At 72.2% G+C, this 15,524-nt stretch carries 10 protein-coding genes; 8 read left to right on the top strand and 2 right to left on the bottom strand.

Annotated features, from left to right (window positions below; genetic code table 11):
• Positions 1–28 precede the first annotated feature (28 nt).
• From ACZ7P3_RS09820 to ACZ7P3_RS09790, 7 genes are all read left to right on the top strand, one after another.
• Positions 29–1,057 (top strand): esterase-like activity of phytase family protein, encoded by a 1,029-nt coding sequence (locus ACZ7P3_RS09820; RefSeq protein WP_472080249.1) that lies wholly within the window; start codon positions 29–31, stop codon positions 1,055–1,057.
• A gap of 232 nt (positions 1,058–1,289) precedes the next feature.
• A complete protein-coding gene (locus tag ACZ7P3_RS09815; protein WP_472080247.1) occupies positions 1,290–5,081 on the top strand; it encodes an ABC transporter ATP-binding protein in 3,792 nt (1,263 codons plus the stop codon).
• Between the two features lie 238 nt (positions 5,082–5,319).
• A complete protein-coding gene (locus ACZ7P3_RS09810; protein WP_472080245.1) occupies positions 5,320–5,712 on the top strand; it encodes a hypothetical protein in 393 nt (130 codons plus the stop codon).
• A gap of 87 nt (positions 5,713–5,799) precedes the next feature.
• Positions 5,800–7,233 (top strand): S28 family serine protease, encoded by a 1,434-nt coding sequence (locus tag ACZ7P3_RS09805; protein WP_472080243.1) that lies wholly within the window; start codon positions 5,800–5,802, stop codon positions 7,231–7,233.
• 363 nt (positions 7,234–7,596) lie between these two features.
• Complete coding sequence (locus ACZ7P3_RS09800) at positions 7,597–8,202, top strand: hypothetical protein (RefSeq protein ID WP_472080241.1); 606 nt, start codon at positions 7,597–7,599, stop codon at positions 8,200–8,202.
• 854 nt (positions 8,203–9,056) lie between these two features.
• The gene (locus ACZ7P3_RS09795; RefSeq protein WP_472080239.1) at positions 9,057–10,892 is read left to right on the top strand and encodes a glycoside hydrolase family 3 protein; all 1,836 of its coding nucleotides are present in this window, start codon (positions 9,057–9,059) and stop codon (positions 10,890–10,892) included.
• 113 nt (positions 10,893–11,005) lie between these two features.
• Positions 11,006–11,659 (top strand): hypothetical protein, encoded by a 654-nt coding sequence (locus ACZ7P3_RS09790; protein ID WP_472080238.1) that lies wholly within the window; start codon positions 11,006–11,008, stop codon positions 11,657–11,659.
• Between the two features lie 351 nt (positions 11,660–12,010).
• Here the strand turns inward: ACZ7P3_RS09790 and ACZ7P3_RS09785 are convergent, their stop codons facing one another.
• Positions 12,011–12,811, bottom strand: coding sequence for a sugar phosphate isomerase/epimerase family protein (locus ACZ7P3_RS09785; RefSeq protein ID WP_472080237.1), 801 nt, complete (start codon positions 12,809–12,811; stop codon positions 12,011–12,013).
• A 17-nt stretch (positions 12,812–12,828) separates the two neighbouring features.
• On the bottom strand, positions 12,829–13,761 hold the full coding sequence (locus ACZ7P3_RS09780) for a bifunctional helix-turn-helix transcriptional regulator/GNAT family N-acetyltransferase (RefSeq protein ID WP_472080236.1): 933 nt from the start codon (positions 13,759–13,761) through the stop codon (positions 12,829–12,831).
• A gap of 237 nt (positions 13,762–13,998) precedes the next feature.
• On the opposite strand from ACZ7P3_RS09780, the gene ACZ7P3_RS09775 reads away from it, so the two are divergent.
• Positions 13,999–15,423: an alkaline phosphatase family protein gene (locus ACZ7P3_RS09775; RefSeq protein ID WP_472080235.1), complete on the top strand. Its 1,425-nt coding sequence runs from the start codon at positions 13,999–14,001 to the stop codon at positions 15,421–15,423.
• Positions 15,424–15,524 lie beyond the last annotated feature (101 nt).

Below are 15,524 nucleotides of genomic sequence, written 5' to 3'. Positions count from 1 at the left end.
GTCACCGGACCGCTTTACGGTGACGCCCATGCGCCTGAGAACCGTACTCGCCACCCTGACCGCCGGCCTGGCGGCGGCCACCTGTCTGGCCGCCGCCGGGCCCGCCACCGCCAACTCCCCGGTCCGCAACGCCTGTTCGCCCACCGTCTCGATCGACCGCTTCTCCGACGCGCTCGACAAGACGACGTACCAGGGCACTTTCGTCGGCAACTTCTCCGCGCTCGCCGTGGACCGCGACGGCTCGCCGGCCGCGCTGGAGGACCGCTCGTCCCTCTTCAGCCTGGACCGCAGGACCCTCCAGCCGGTCTCGGTCGTCCACCTCGCCGACGAGAAGGGCGCCGACCTCGATTCCGAGGGGCTGGTCATCGACCGGGACGGCACCCGTCTGATCACCTCCGAGACCGAGCCGTCCGTGCGCCGCTACTCCCGGGACGGGAAGATCCTCGACCGCCTCCCGGTCCCGTCCTCCCTCCAGGTCGCCCCGGCGGGCCGCGCCACGGCCAACCTGACCTTCGAGGGCCTGACCCTGCTGCCCGGCGGCCGCACCCTGCTCGCGTCCATGGAGGCCCCGATCTCCGGCGACGCCCCGGACATCGACCGCTTCCAGACCTGGACCCGGACCAGGGGCGGCCACTTCCGGCTCGCCGCCCAGTACGGCTACCGTGCCGACGCCCTCCTCGGCGTCTCCGAGGTCCAGGCCACGCCCGACGGGCGCCTGCTCGTCCTGGAGCGCGGCTTCACCGCCGGGGTCGGCAACACGGTCCGTCTCTACCTGGCCGACCCCCGCCACGCGACCGACACCGGTCACGTCGAGAACCTCACGGGGCAGAGCGGGGTGCGGCTGATCAAGAAGACCCTGCTGGCCGACCTCGCCGCCTGCCCCTCCCTGGGCGCCACGGCCAAGCAGCCCCAGCCGAACCCGCTCCTGGACAACATCGAGGGCATGACGATCACGGGGCGCGACCGCACCGGCCGTCTGAAGGTCCTGCTGGTCAGCGACGACAACCAGAACCCGGCGCAGACGACCCGCTTCTACTACTTGCGCGTGCGCGTCTGACGCCGGCGTCTGAGGTCCGTGTCTGACGCGCGTGTCTGACGTCCGTGTCTGACGTCTGCGTCTGATGTCTGCGTCTGACGTGCGTTTCCGACGTCCGTGTCCGAGATGTGCGTCCGACGTCCGCCTCCGACGTCCGCTTCCGTTGTGTTGCGGCGGGATGAAATCCGCTCCCGCCGGCGTTGGTGCCTTCCGGCAGAGCATGTCCAGAGCAGGACTGACGGAGGGCACCGGCGTGGCAGCGCAACGGGGATGGGCACGACGGCTGGCGGGCTACGCCTGGCGGTATCCGAAGGACGTCGTCCTGGCTCTCGGTTCGTCCCTGGCCGGAATGGCGGTCATGGCCGTCGTCCCGCTGATCACCAAGGTGATCATCGACGACGTGATCAGCGCCCACAGCCGCGCCATGACCCCCTGGGCCGGCGCCCTGATCGGCGCGGCCCTCCTCGTCTATGTCTCCACCTACATCCGCCGCTACTACGGCGGCCGTCTCGCCCTGGACGTCCAGCACGACCTGCGGACCGAGATGTACGGCACGATCACCCGCCTCGACGGCCGCCGCCAGGACGAGCTGTCCACCGGCCAGGTCGTGGGCCGTGCCACCAGCGACCTCCAGCTGATCCAGGGCCTGCTCTTCATGCTCCCGATGACCATCGGGAACGTCCTGCTCTTCCTGATGTCCCTGGTGATCATGGCGTGGCTGTCGCTGCCGCTGACCCTGGTCGCCCTGGCCGTCGCCCCGGCCCTCGGCTGGATAGCCAAGCGCAGCCGCAGCAAGCTGCACCCCGCCACCTGGTACGCACAGGCCCAGGCCGCCGCCGTCGCGGGCGTGGTCGACGGCGCCGTGAGCGGCGTCCGCGTGGTGAAGGGCTTCGGACAGGAGGAGCAGGAGACCGGCAAGCTCAGGGAGGTCGGCCGCCGGCTCTTCGCGGGACGGCTGCGCACCATACGGCTGAACAGCAGGTTCACCCCCGCCCTCCAGGCCGTCCCGGCCCTCGGCCAGGTCGCCATGCTGGCGCTCGGCGGCTGGCTCGCCGTGCGCGGGCACATCACCCTCGGCACCTTCGTCGCCTTCTCCACCTACCTCGCCCAGCTGGTCGGGCCGGTCCGCATGCTGGCCATGGTGCTCACGGTCGGACAGCAGGCCCGCGCCGGCACCGAGCGCGTCCTGGAGCTGATCGACACCGAGCCGGCGATGAAGGACGGCACGAGGACCCTGCCCGCCGACGCGCCCGCCTCCGTCGAGTTCGACGACGTGTCCTTCGGGTACGAGGGCGCCTCCGGCCGGACCGTCCCGGTCCTCGAAGGGCTCAGCTTCGAGATCCGGCCGGGCGAGACCCTCGCCGTCGTCGGTTCCTCCGGCTCCGGCAAGTCCACCCTCTCCCTGCTCCTGCCGCGCTTCTACGACGTCACCCACGGTGCCGTCCTGATCGGCGGCCGTGATGTGCGCGAGCTGACCCTGGACTCGCTGCGGGCCGCGATCGGACTGGTCCCCGAGGACTCGTTCCTCTTCTCCGACACCGTCCGCAGCAACATCGCCTACGGCCGCCCGGACGCCACCCAGGAGGAGATCGAGGCCGCCGCCCGCGCCGCCCAGGCGGATCGTTTCATCGCCGAGCTGCCCGCGGGCTACGACACCACGGTCGGTGAACAGGGCCTGACCCTCTCCGGCGGCCAGCGCCAGCGCATCGCCCTCGCCCGCGCCCTGCTCACCGACCCGCGCCTGCTGGTCCTGGACGACGCGACCTCGGCCGTGGACGCCCGCGTGGAGCACGAGATCCACGAGGCGCTCAAGCACGTCATGGAGGGCCGGACCACCCTCCTCATCGCCCACCGGCGCTCCACCCTCAACCTCGCCGACCGGATCGCCGTCCTGGACGGCGGCCGGCTCGCCGACCTCGGCACCCACGAGGAACTCCAGGAGCGCTCGGCCCTCTACCGCCGTCTGCTCACCGACCCGGACGAGCTGGGCGGGGTCTCCCCGGGCCACGCCCGTCCGGCCCAGCCGCAGGAGGACACCTCCGTCCGCGACGAGCTGGACGCCGAGTTCGACGCCGAGCGCGGTGTCACCCCGCGGCTGTGGACCGGTGACCGTGAGCCCGGGAACGCCAGGGACACGGCGCTCTCCGGCACCCCGGCCACCCCCGAACTCCTCGCTCTGGTGGAGGCGCTGCCCCCGGCCACCGACACCCCCGGCATAGACGAGGCCCGCGCGGTCCGCCCCGAGGACTCCTATGGCCTGCGCCGCCTGCTGCGCGGCTTCGGGCTGCCCCTGCTCGTCAGCCTGCTGCTGGTCGCCGTGGACGCGGGCGCCGGGCTGCTGCTGCCGGTGCTGATCCGGCACGGCATCGACCAGGGCGTCACCAGGGCGGCCCTCGGCGCGGTGTGGGCGGCCTCCCTGCTCGGCCTGCTCACCGTGCTGGTCCAGTGGGCCGCGCAGATCGCCGAGACCCGGATGACCGGCCGGACCGGCGAGCGCGTGCTGTACGCGCTGCGGCTGAAGATCTTCGCCCAGCTCCAGCGGCTCGGCCTCGACTACTACGAGCGCGAGCTGACCGGCCGGATCATGACGCGGATGACGACGGACGTCGACGCCCTGTCCACCTTCCTGCAGACCGGACTGGTCACGGCGTTCGTCTCGGTCGTCACCTTCTTCGGCATCATGGTCGTCCTGCTGGTGATCGACATCCGGCTCGCCCTGATCGTCTTCGCCACCCTGCCCCCGCTGATCGTCGCCACCTTCTTCTTCCGCCGGGCCAGTGTGAAGGCGTACGAACTGGCCCGTGAGCGGGTGTCGTCGGTGAACGCCGACCTCCAGGAGACGGTGGCCGGGCTCAGGATCGTGCAGGCGTTCCGGCGCGAGCGGGACGGCGGGCGGCGGTTCGCCGAGCGCAGCGACAGCTACCGCGCGGCCCGCATCCGCGGCCAGTGGCTGATATCCGTGTACTTCCCGTTCGTCCAGCTGCTGTCCTCGGTCGCCGCGGCCGCCGTCCTCGTCGCGGGCGCCGGCCGGGTGGAGGCGGCCACACTGACCACGGGCGCGCTGGTCGCCTACCTCCTCTACATCGACCTGTTCTTCGCCCCGGTCCAGCAGCTGTCCCAGGTCTTCGACGGCTACCAGCAGGCCACGGTCTCGCTGGGCCGCATCCAGGAACTGCTGCGCGAGCCGACCTCCACGAAGTCCGCCGACGAGCCCCTCGACGTCCTCTCGCTGCGCGGCGACATCGCCTTCGAGGGCGTGCACTTCGCGTACGGCGGCGAGGAAGAGGCCCTGACCGGCATCGACCTGAGGATCCCGGCCGGGCAGACGGTGGCCTTCGTCGGTGAGACGGGCGCCGGAAAGTCGACCCTCGTCAAGCTGGTGGCCCGCTTCTACGACCCCACCGCGGGGCGGGTCACGGCCGACGGCGCGGACCTGCGCAGCCTGGACCTGACCTCGTACCGCCACCGCCTCGGTGTCGTCCCGCAGGAGTCGTACCTCTTCCAGGGCACCGTCCGTGACGCCATCGCCTACGGCCGCCCCGACGCCACCGACGCCGAAGTCGAGGCAGCGGCGCGGGCGGTCGGCGCCCACGAGATGATCGCCATGCTCGACGGCGGCTACCTGCACGAGGTCGCCGAGCGCGGCCGCAACCTCTCGGCCGGCCAGCGCCAGCTGATCGCACTCGCCCGCGCCGAACTGGTCGACCCCGACGTCCTTCTGCTCGACGAGGCCACGGCCGCCCTGGACCTGGCCACGGAGGCCCAGGTCAACCAGGCCACCGACCGCCTGGCGGGCCGTCGTACGGCCCACCGGGCGCCCGACGGCGACCCCGCGCCGGGCGCCTACGGGCGCACCACCTTGATCGTCGCCCACCGGCTGACCACGGCCGCCCGCGCGGACCGGGTGGTGGTGATGGACCACGGGCGGGTGGCGGAGGACGGCACCCACGAGGAACTCCTGGCCCGCAACGGCCGCTACGCCGAGCTGTGGCGGACCTTCGTCGGCCAGTCCGAACCGGAGGAACCGGTCGGCGTGTCCTCATGAGGTCGGCGGGTCCGGGTGAAAGCGGCGGGTCGGGGTGAAGGCGGCAGGTCCGCGTGAGGGCGGCGGGTCGGGGTGAAGGCGGCAGGTCCGCGTGCGGGCGGGGGGTCCTCACGCGGGCGGTGCGGCAGGCCCGGCAGCGCGTCCCGCTGACGGCCGTGCAACCATCCGACACATGTCGTGCGTCCGTACATCAGTACGGTCATCGGTCATGCACGACGGTGGTACGGGGAGGACGACAGTGGACAGTGGTGCGATACGCCGGCGTCTGGCGCTCGGCGCGGCCGTGCTGGCGGCGTCCGGTGCGCTCGCTCTTGCGGTGCCCGGCAGCGCCCAGGCGGCGACCGCCGGCGGCTGCGCGGGGCGCGAGGTGCGGACCCTGCCGTTCAGCACCGGCACCGTGCACGTCTACCGGCAGGACGGCTACATCTGCGCCGTCACCGTCGCCCGGAAGTCCGGGACGAAGCGCCTGATGTCGGTCAGCGTGCAGGCCCGCGGGAACCGGCCGGTCACGGACCAGGGCAAGTACCGGCAACTGGCCGGCCCGGTGACGGTCCACGCCGGACACCGCTGTGTGTGGGTGAAGGGCTCGGTGGCCGGCGAATCGAGGAGTTCCGGCTGGATCCTGTGCTGACTGCGCCAACCTTCCAATCCCCCCTGGCGTGACAGCAGTTGCTCGGATAGCTTCCGGCGCACATCTGTCTCACAGGGGAGAGTGCGCATGCGCAAGGCGCTCAGATGGCTGCTGGCGCTCGCCGTGTTCATCGGCACGCTGAGCACGGCGGGCGCGGCCACCGCCGCACAGTCCGCACCGCCGGGGCACACCGACATCAAGGACCGGCTCCTGGCCATACCCGGCATGAGCCTTCTGCAGGAGAAGCCGTACCCCGGCTACCGGTACTTCGTCCTGAACTACACCCAGCCGATCGACCACCGCCATCCGGACCGGGGCACCTTCCAGCAGCGGATCACCGTGCTGCACAAGGACACCAGCCGCCCGACGGTCTTCTACACCAGCGGCTACAACGTCTCCACGAACCCGTCCCGCAGCGAGCCCACCCGGATCGTGGACGGCAACCAGGTCTCCCTGGAGTACCGCTTCTTCACGCCCTCCCGCCCCGACCCGGCCGACTGGTCCAAGCTGGACATCCGGCAGGCGGCCGCCGATCAGCACCGGGTCTACGAGGCGCTGAAGCCGCTCTACTCCGCCGACTGGCTGGCCACCGGCGGCTCCAAGGGCGGCATGACCGCCACCTACTACGAGCGCTTCTACCCGCACGACATGAACGGCGTCATCGCCTACGTCGCCCCCAACGACGTCGTGAACGACGAGGACTCGGCCTACGACCGCTTCTTCGCCACGGTCGGCACCAAGGAGTGCCGCGACCGGCTGACCGCCGTGCAGCGGGAGGCGCTGGTGCGCCGTGAGCCGCTGGAGCGCAAGTACGCCGAGTACGCCGCCGACAACGGCTACACCTTCTCCACCGTCGGCACCCTGGACAAGGCCTACGAAGCGGTCGTCCTCGACTACGTCTGGGGCTTTTGGCAGTACAGCCTGCTGAAGGACTGCGACTCCGTCCCGGCCGACGCCGCGCACGCCACGGACCAGGCGATCTGGGACTCGGTCGACACCATCTCCGGGTTCTCCGCCTACACCGACCAGGGCCTGGATCCGTACACGCCGTACTACTACCAGGCGGGCACCCAGCTGGGCGCCCCCACGATCCATTTCCCGTCCGTCGAACGGAAGTTGATCCGCTACGGCTACCAGCCCCCGCGCAATTTCGTGCCCCGCTCCATCCCGATGCGCTTCCGGCCGGGCGCGATGCGGGACGTGGACACCTGGGTCCGCCACCGCGCGCGGCACATGCTCTTCGTGTACGGCCAGAACGACCCCTGGGGCTCGGAGCGTTTCCGGCCGGGCGCGGGTGCCCGTGACTCCTACGTCTTCACGGCCCCCGGCATGAACCACGGGGCGAACGTGGCGGGCCTGGAACCCGGGCAGAAGGCGCTGGCCACGGCCCGGATCCTGGAGTGGGCCGGGGTCGCCCCGGCCGCGGTCGAGGCCGACCCGTCCGCGGCGAAGCCGCTGGCCCGCTACGACGCAGGACTGGACGCACGGGACATGGAACACGAGCCGGCGCTGCGCCCGTAGCCCCCGCCCGGCCGGCCCCCGCCGCAGGGCCGGCCGGCGGAGCTGCGGCGGCGAGGGGGCCTCGGCCTCGGGGCTGGTGGTCCCGCACGCCGAGGTGTCGCGTATTCCCGCTCCGCTCCGCTCCGCTCCGCACCGGCTCCTGCGCCGACCCGTCGCCCTGATCCTCACCGACACGGCGCTCCACCGAAGGGGGCGAGTCGGGCCGGCGATCCCGGAGAGGGTCCGTCCGGACCCAATCCGGGCGCTCCCAGCGGATCGGCGTTCTTCATCGGCAACTGCATCACCGCCGATCACATCGAGGTCGGCCCCGACGAGATCCCGTTCTGCGGGGTCGCACGGGCGGCCTACAACGCGACCGGGGACGTGCTCACGAGGCACGCAAGATTCCTCGGCAACGACATCCGGGTCACCGGCGGAACTCTCTACATCCGCGGCGGGATCTGGGAGGGCAACGCGCTCATCGCGGACAAGATCATTATCCGGGGCGATGCGATGTTCGTGGGAAACAACCGGTTCATCGGCAACGTCTACGTGGAAGACGTAGATGCAATCGCGGGCGAACTGCAGTCCCTGCAGTCCTGCACCGACCATTTCCTGGCGGAATACTCGGCCACCGAACAGGACGGAGAGAAAGGGCCGCACAAGCGGCAGACCGGGATTCACACCTACAACATCAGCGCAGCCGGACGGACCCCGGTCCACAACAGCCTCACCTATCTTCACGCCTACTGCGGAAATCTGTTCAAGGCGAACGACTTCAGCTACTTCAGCGCGGTCGCGACGGCTCGGCACGGGCGTGCCAACCTCGCCTCGTCTCCGGTCATCCGGCTCGCCGACCTGAAGGCGATGTCGTACGAGCTTCACCTGTGCGAAAGAAGGATGGTGAGGGCGAAGGACCGCTCCGGTGCGGGAGCCGGACTGAAGGCACTTCACACCTGCTCGAATTCGGTCGTGCACGACGAACTGTGACATCGAGGCGGCAGGGCGCCGGTCCCCCCGCAGCCCTGGTGGTGCTTCGTCGGGTTCTGGGCTGTCTGCGGATGCTCCGAGGGCGGGGCAGGGGGCGTCCGCAGGCGGTGCGGGTAGCGGTCCAGCCCGGCGCATCCCGACCCACCGCACCGGGCCAGGGGCCGGTGCGGTGGCGGACAGGTTCGATATCCAGTAGACCGTCGGAGTGTCCTGGCCGTCCGGCCGTTCGACGAGGAGTGCTGGACGGGCAGGACCCCGTCCCACCGGTCGCGACCGCCCCCGCCTCCTGGGCTGCGGCCAGAAACTTCTTGCCCGCGGGCCGCACTGTCAGCACCGCGAACCGCGAGGTCATCGCGTCCTTGCTGCCCTGCATCCAGGTCACCTCGGTGAACCGCTCCGCCCCCGCCCCGGCTGCGAGGACGGAGACGGCTCGCGTGGGGGTGCGGCAGCGGGGAAGGGCAGGCGGTCCGAGTCCGTCATGGGCAGGCTGGAGCGGCTCGACATCCTCCGGGTGGGCGACTTCCGTCCGGGCCGGGCCGGCCTGCGCCGGGCCCGAGGGGCTGCGCACGCCCCTCGACACGGGAACCCGGCGGCGCCCTCGTCCGTCCAACGCTCAGGCTGCCGGACGAGTCCGTGGTGCGGTGTCGGCCCTCGCCACAGGCCGCGAACCGCCGACGCACCCTCTCCGCCGCATCACGCCCGACAGCCCACCGCCACCGGCGCGCCCCCCTCCCAAGCGCCGGTGGCGGCCCCGTCCTGGCTTACTGTGCATTGTCTTGACGGAAAGAAACTTCCCGGATATTGGTGACTCCTCGGAAGTTTCCTTCAGCGGTTCTCCTCTGGAAGGAGCGCACGTGTACGACAACAGCACGGGAAGCACGGGAAACACCGCACGGCCGTCCAGACGGACCGTCCTCACCGCCACCGCGGGCCTCACCGCGGCGCTGACCGTACCGGCCACCGCCGCCCACGCCGCCGTCCCGGACGACCGCAGGCTCCGCGCCCACATCTCCCGCATGACGCTGGAGGAGAAGGTCGGCCAGCTCTTCGTGATGCGGGTCTACGGCCACTCCGCCACCGCCCCCGACCAGGCCGACATCGACGCCAACCTCAAGGAGATCGGGGTCCGCACGGCCGCCGAGCTGATCGCGAAGTACCGGGTCGGCGGCATCATCTACTTCACCTGGGCCCACAACACCCGCGACCCCCACCAGATCGCCGACCTGTCCAACGGCATCCAGCAGGCCTCCCTGGAACAGCCCCGCGGCCTGCCCGTGCTCATCACCACCGACCAGGAGCACGGCGCGGTGTGCAGGGTGGGCAAGCCGGCCACGCTGTTCCCGGGCGCGATGGCCATCGGGGCGGGCCGCTCCCGGTCCGACGCCCGCACCCTCGGCCGCATCTCCGGGGCCGAACTGCGCGCGATGGGCATCAACCAGGACTACGCGCCGGATGCCGACGTGAACGTGAACCCGGCCAACCCCGTCATCGGCGTACGGTCCTTCGGGGCCGACCCGGACGCGGTGGCGGGCCTGGTCGCGGCCGAGGTGCAGGGCTACCAGGCCGCCCGGGTCGCGGCCACCGCCAAGCACTTCCCGGGGCACGGCGACACCGCCGTCGACAGCCACACCGGCTTCCCCGTCATCACCCACAGCCGGGAGCTGTGGGAGAAGCTGGACGCGGTGCCCTTCCGGGCCGCGGTCGATGCGGGCATCGACTCGATCATGACCGCCCACATCCAGTTCCCGGCCCTCGACGACTCCGGCGACCCGGCCACCCTCTCCCAACCGATCCTCACCGGCATCCTGCGCGGCGAACTCGGCTACGACGGGGTGGTGGTCACCGACTCCCTCGGCATGGAGGGCGTACGCACCAAGTACGGCGACAACCGGGTTCCGGTGCTGGCCCTGAAGGCCGGTGTCGACCAGCTGCTCAACCCGCCCTCGCTCGACGTGGCGTGGCGCGCGGTCCTGCAGGCCGTGCAGGTCGGCGAGCTGACCGAGGCCCGCCTGGATGAATCGATCCTGCGGATCCTGCGGCTGAAGGCCCGGATCGGTCTCCTCGACCGCGCCCACGTCACCCGGGCCGACGTCGAACGGGCGGTGGGCACCAAGTCCCATCTGGCCACCGCCGACCGGATCGCCGAGCGGACCACGACCCTGCTGGTCAACGAGGACGGCATCCTCCCGCTCGACCACCGCACCGCATCCCGGATCCTGGTCGTCGGCGCCGACCCGGCGTCCCCGTCCGGCACCACCGGCCCGCCCACCGGCGTCCTCGCCGCCGCCCTCACCCAACTGGGCTTCACCGCCACCGCGCTGCCCACCGGCACCGCACCCTCGGCGGACACCATCGCCAAGGCGGAGACGGCCGCCCAGGACGCCGACGCGGTGGTCGTCGGGACGTACAACGTGGACGCGGACAGCAGTCAGCGGACCCTGGTGGACCGGCTGCTCGCCACCGGGAGGCCGGTGGTGGCCCTCGCCCTCCGGAATCCGTACGACGTCGCCCGGTTCCCGGCCGTCAAGGGGTACCTCGCCTGCTACTCCTGGACCGACGTCGAAGTGCGTGCCGCCGCGCGGGTCATCGCCGGCCGGGTGGCCCCGCGCGGCCGGCTGCCGGTGCCGGTGCAGCGGGCGGACGATCCGGCGCAGGTGCTGTACCCCATCGGCCACGGGCTGACGTACTAGACGTACGCAACGCACCGGGCGCATTGCACCCAAAGGGCGGAAAGCCTCCCGGATGTCTGGCGTGTCCCCGTGGCCGGGGGCCACGCTGGGCGGGGGCGTCCAGGGGGAATGCGATGCGCGGGAAAGGTGCCGTGGGGGTGACGGGCCGGCTGCTGCCGGACGCCCCCGCTCTTGCCCTGGCCGCACTGGCGGCCCTGCTCACCGGCTGTCTCGCCGGCTGCCAGGGCCCGGCGGACGCCCCGGTGGGCAACGCCCGGCCCACCTCCGCGCGCCCGTCCGGCTACGGCGCCCAGTTCTTCGCGGTCGGCGAGTGCAGCTCCTTCGGCACCACCAGCTTCACCGAGGTGCCCTGCGCGAGCGAGCGGGCCGCGGCCCGGGTCGTCGCCCGCTACGACGGTGCGGCCGCCGACGGCCCCCTGTGCCCGCCGCGCGCCGACTTCGTCCTGCACATCAGCGAACAGCGCCCCCAGGGCGACGAGGACGGCGACGGCGCGATCTCCCAGGGCTACGCCTGCATGCGTAACCTGGAGCCCCCGCACCCCGGTGACCCCGGAGGAGGCGGCGGCCCGCGCACGATCCCCGGCGACTGCGTCTACGCCTCGGGCGACGGCCAGGTACGCGAGACCGCCTGCGACGGCTCCGGCCGCCGCGCGCCCCAGTACCGGGTCACGAAGGCGGTCACCGACCGCGACCTCTGCCCCGCCTCGACGGCCCTGTTCGTCCGCCTGGGCGGAAACGATCCGGTGGGCTGCGCCCGCCGGCTGTGAGGGACCCGCGGCCGCAGCCGGTCACTCCGCCGGCTGTAAGGGCCCCTCAGCCGCGGCCGGTCACTCTGCCCGCTGCCGGCCGCCCCGGCCCGCGCAGTTGCCGCTGTCGGTCGCAGTCGCTGCTGCCCCGGCCGCAGTTGCCGCTGCGCGGCCCCGATACCGCTCCGCGCCCTTCACCGGTCCGCCCTCGCGGCCCTCTGGGTGCGCCACCTGCTCACCGACGGCTGGTGGGCCAACGGTCAGACCCTGCTCGTCAACGGCGGATACACCACCCGCTGATCCGCCGCTCCGTCCGCACCCGCCGGGACCCGGTCCGCCACCTCGGGGAGGCGACGGACACCGGGCCGGCGGTCAGGCCGCCTCGCCCAGCAGCCGGACGAGATGGTCCCGGCCCGCGGTCAGCAGGCCCGGAAGCGGGGGCGCCGACTCGTACCAGCGCTTCTCGTACTCCCAGCACAGCCAGCCGTCCCAGCCGTTCCGGCACAGGACGTCCACGCACTCGGTGAGCGGGAGGACACCCGCGCCGAGCGGGAGCGGGGCGGTGTCCTCGGCCGAGGCGATGTCCTTGACCTGGACGTAGCCGAGGTGCGGGGCGAGGGCCGCATAGCTGTCCGAGGGCTGCTCGCCGCCCAGCCAGGTGTGCATCACGTCCCACAGCGCGCCCACCTGCCGGTGGCCGACCGGACCGAGGACGCGGATCGCGTCGGCGCCGGTGCGGTGCGAGTCATGGGTCTCCAGCAGGATCCGCACGCCGAGCGCGGAGGCGTCCTCGGCGGCGGCGCCCAGCCGCCGGGCGGCGACCGCGTCGGACTCCTCGCGGGGGCGGTCCGGGTCGGCGCCGGGGAAGACCCGGACGAACGGGGCACCCAGGTCATGGGCCAGCTGGAGGAGCACACGGATCTCCTCCAGGACGGGCGCGTCGTCGCCGGGCGAGGCGACGCGCGCGTATCCGGCGAGACCCAGGACGTCGATCCCGGCCGCCTTGAACAGCGCGGCCGTCTCGGCCCGCGCGGCAGGAGCGAGGCCCGGGTGCACGGGCTCCTCGGGATGCGCGCGCAGTTCGACGCCGTGGTAGCCGTGCGCGGTCGCCAGGGCCAGGACCTCGGGGACGGGCAGGCCGGGGACACCGAGAGTGGAGAAGGCCAGCTTCATGTTCCGGACCCTACTCGTCACGCGCCCGATCGGTGCAGATCCAATCGCCAGTCCTGGCCGATCAGATCCTTGCCGAAGGAGCGGTGCGGCTTCTCGGCGACGAGGCCGAAGCCGTGGCGCCGGTAGAGGTGACGGGCGCTGCCGAGCACGTCGTTGGTCCACAGCACCAGGTCGCGGTAGCCGACCCCGCGCGCGAAGTCGACCACGGCCCGCACCAGCCGGTCGCCGACGCCCCGCCCGCGCGCCTCGGGCTCCACCAGCAGCAGGCGCAGTCGCGCGGTGCCGGGCACGTCGTCCCGCACGCACATCACACACCCCACCGGCCGCCCGTCCGACTCCGCGATCCACACCCGCTCCAGATGCGGGTCGTGGTCCTCGGCGAAGTCGGCGACGATGCGTGCCACCAGGCCCTCGTAGTCGGCGTTCCAGCCGTGCTCGGCCGCGTACAGGGCGGCGTTGCGCTGCACGATCCAGCCGAGGTCGCCGGGCCCGGGCGCACGCAGGACGACCTCCCCGTCACCCGGCGCCCGCTCGTCCCCGAGGATGCCCCGGATGGTCCGCATGGCCTCCGCCAGCCGCGGCCGGTCCTGCGGGGCCACGGTGTCCAGCAGCGCCCCGACCGTCTTCCGTGCCCGCTCGTCCAGCAGCCCGGCGGCCTCGCGTCCGCGCGCGGTGAGCGTGACGCTCCTGCGCCGCGGGTCCGCCGCGGACGGCCCGCGCTCGACCAGCCCCGCCTCCTCGAACCTGTTCAGGATGCGGCTCAGATAGCCGGCGTCCAGCGCCAGCAGGCCGCGCAGATCGGCCGCGTCCAGCTGCGGGGCGTGCGCGAGCTCGTAGAGCACACGGGCCTCGGTGAGGGTGTACGGCGCGTACAGGTGGCGGCCGTGGTCGAGGGCGCCGATGACGCCGGCGTAGAAGCGGTTGAAGGCGCGGACGTCGTGGACGGTCATGATCGCCTCCGGATGTCTGACCCGGTCAGAGGTGTCCTTTCGAGCGTACGCCGCGGCCCGGGCCCGCGTGAAGACACGGCAACGCGCGGGCAACGGGCCGGCCGCGACGGTCACGGCTTGGCCAAGCTCATGCCGCACGTTGCCCACATGTTCACCGTCCGCCCCCTGATGCCGGCTGCCGCCCGGGCGCAGAGTGGCCGCGGTCCACTCCGCGAGCATGCTCAAGAAGGGGCAAACATGGCCGAGTTGACGCGCCGTAGACTCCTGGGTTCGGCCGCCGCGCTGGGTGGCGCGACGGCCCTCTCCCTCCTCCCGCCGAGCGTCCAGAAGGCGGTCGCCGCCGAGCCGCCCAGGCATCGTTCACTGCGCGACATCGAGCACGTCGTCCTGCTGATGCAGGAGAACCGCTCGTTCGACCACTACTTCGGCACGCTGTCCGGCGTGCGCGGCTTCGCCGACCCCGACGCCCTCACGCTCGACAGCGGGCGCAGCGTCTTCTACCAGCCGGACGCCCAGAACCCCAGGGGATACCTCCTCCCCTTCCACCTCGACACGCACCGGTCCAGCGCACAGGCCATCCCCTCCACCAGCCACGCCTGGTCCGTGCAGCACCAGGCCTGGAACGGCGGCAAGATGGACCAGTGGCTGCCGGCCCACCGCAAGGCCGACGGCGTCAACGGCCCGTACGTGATGGGCTACTACACGCGCGAGGACATCCCGTTCCAGTTCGCGCTCGCCGAGACCTTCACCGTCTGCGACCACTACTTCTGCTCGGTCTTCGGCCCCACCTGGCCCAACCGGCTGATGTGGATGACCGGTTCGATCGACCCGGGCGGCACCCTGGGCGGCCCGATCACCAGCAACGTGGCGCCGACGCCGTACCGCTGGACGACGTACGCCGAGCGGCTCCAGGCGGCCGGGGTCAGCTGGAAGGTGTACCAGCAGGACGACGACTACGGCTGCAACATGCTGGAGCAGTTCGCCGCCTTCAGGAACGCCCGGCCGGGCTCCGACCTCTATGAGCGGGGTGTGCGCCCGCAGCCCGAGGGCACCTTCGAGGACGACGCCCGCAACGACCGGCTGCCGGCCGTGTCGTGGATCATGCCGACGAGCTACCAGTCCGAGCACCCCGACTACCTGCCCGCTGCCGGGGCCGACTTCGTGGCCTCGAAGATCGAGGCGATCGCGGCCAACCCGAAGGTGTGGCGGAAGACGGCCTTCATCCTCAACTACGACGAGAACGACGGCCTGTTCGACCATGTGGCCCCGCCGACACCACCCGCCGGAACCGCGGACGAGTTCGTCGGCGGCCTCCCGATCGGCGGTGGCTTCCGGGTCCCGGCGATCATCATCTCGCCCTGGACCGTGGGTGGCTGGGTCGCCTCGGAGACCTTCGACCACACCTCGGCCCTGCAGTTCCTGGAGAGCTTCACGGGGGTCGAGGAGCCGAACGTCAGCGACTGGCGGCGCACCACCTTCGGCGACTTCACCAGCGCGTTCCGCTTCTCCGACACCCGGCCGCGGCCGCCCCGGCTGCCGCACGACACGGCGGAGCAGCTGGAGCGGGCGAAGGAGGAGGTGGCGACCCTGCCGAAGCCGACGCTGCCGGGCGCGGACCAGACCTTCCCGCACCAGGAGCGGGGACACCGCCCGCACGTCTAGACGGCGGCGGCCGACGTCGGCGCGGCCGGTGGCCGGGAGTGGCTCCGCGTCGCGGAACATCGGGGGGCGACGTCGGCGCGGCCGGGGGCACCCCTGCGTCG

This window comes from Streptomyces sp. NPDC107581, from assembly GCF_055657175.1.
Note: the sequence above shows the minus strand (reverse complement) of the source record. Positions and strands in the feature narration are given on the sequence as shown.

What these genes read in the sequence shown, in the direction of transcription:
- ACZ7P3_RS09775 (WP_472080235.1), top strand. Translation starts at nt 13,999, where the DNA reads ATGGCCGAGTTGACGCGCCGTAGACTCCTGGGTTCGGCCGCCGCGCTG.
- ACZ7P3_RS09805 (WP_472080243.1), top strand. Translation starts at nt 5,800, where the DNA reads ATGCGCAAGGCGCTCAGATGGCTGCTGGCGCTCGCCGTGTTCATCGGC.
- ACZ7P3_RS09785 (WP_472080237.1), bottom strand. Translation starts at nt 12,811, where the DNA reads ATGAAGCTGGCCTTCTCCACTCTCGGTGTCCCCGGCCTGCCCGTCCCC.
- ACZ7P3_RS09780 (WP_472080236.1), bottom strand. Translation starts at nt 13,761, where the DNA reads ATGACCGTCCACGACGTCCGCGCCTTCAACCGCTTCTACGCCGGCGTC.
- ACZ7P3_RS09820 (WP_472080249.1), top strand. Translation starts at nt 29, where the DNA reads ATGCGCCTGAGAACCGTACTCGCCACCCTGACCGCCGGCCTGGCGGCG.
- ACZ7P3_RS09790 (WP_472080238.1), top strand. Translation starts at nt 11,006, where the DNA reads ATGCGCGGGAAAGGTGCCGTGGGGGTGACGGGCCGGCTGCTGCCGGAC.